Raw genomic sequence first — 424 nt, 5'->3', positions numbered from 1 at the left:
AATAACTGGGAAAAAATGTCCTTTTGTTGTCCATTCAAGCAAATAGATTGAACTTTGTTGAATTCATCTAGCCAAACAAAATAGAGGTTATCTTGTTGTTTACTCACACCAATTTGTTGTTTTTGCTGCTTTCTATGAGCAATTCCCATATTCTTTCCTATTCTTTAAGGGATTAATCTTTTATACTTAGCAGCCAAAATCATAATTTTGATTTTTTGAATATTCATTAAACCAGAGAGAATTTTACGATGCGGATCGCAAAATTAATATTAAGTACCCTATTTACGATATGTATACTGGGGTTAGTCGCCGGTGGTGTACTGTATTTTCACTTAAAATCCTCCTTACCATCGGTAGAAAGCCTAAAAACCGTCGAGTTACAACAACCGATGCAAATTTATACGGCTGATGGCAAATTGATCGG

Annotated in this window: 1 pseudogene; it reads left to right on the top strand. The window is 34.2% G+C overall.

Going from position 1 to position 424, the window contains the following annotated elements:
* Positions 1–248: 248 nt before the first annotated feature.
* Positions 249–424, top strand: a pseudogene (locus HMPREF3263_RS10690) (penicillin-binding protein 1A); the annotation flags it as partial.

It is taken from the genome of Haemophilus sp. HMSC61B11 (assembly GCF_001838615.1).
In the GTDB taxonomy this organism is placed as follows: domain Bacteria; phylum Pseudomonadota; class Gammaproteobacteria; order Enterobacterales; family Pasteurellaceae; genus Haemophilus_D; species Haemophilus_D parainfluenzae_AD.
The sequence above is the reverse complement of the archived record's forward strand: the minus strand, read 5'-3'. Positions and strand labels throughout refer to the sequence as shown.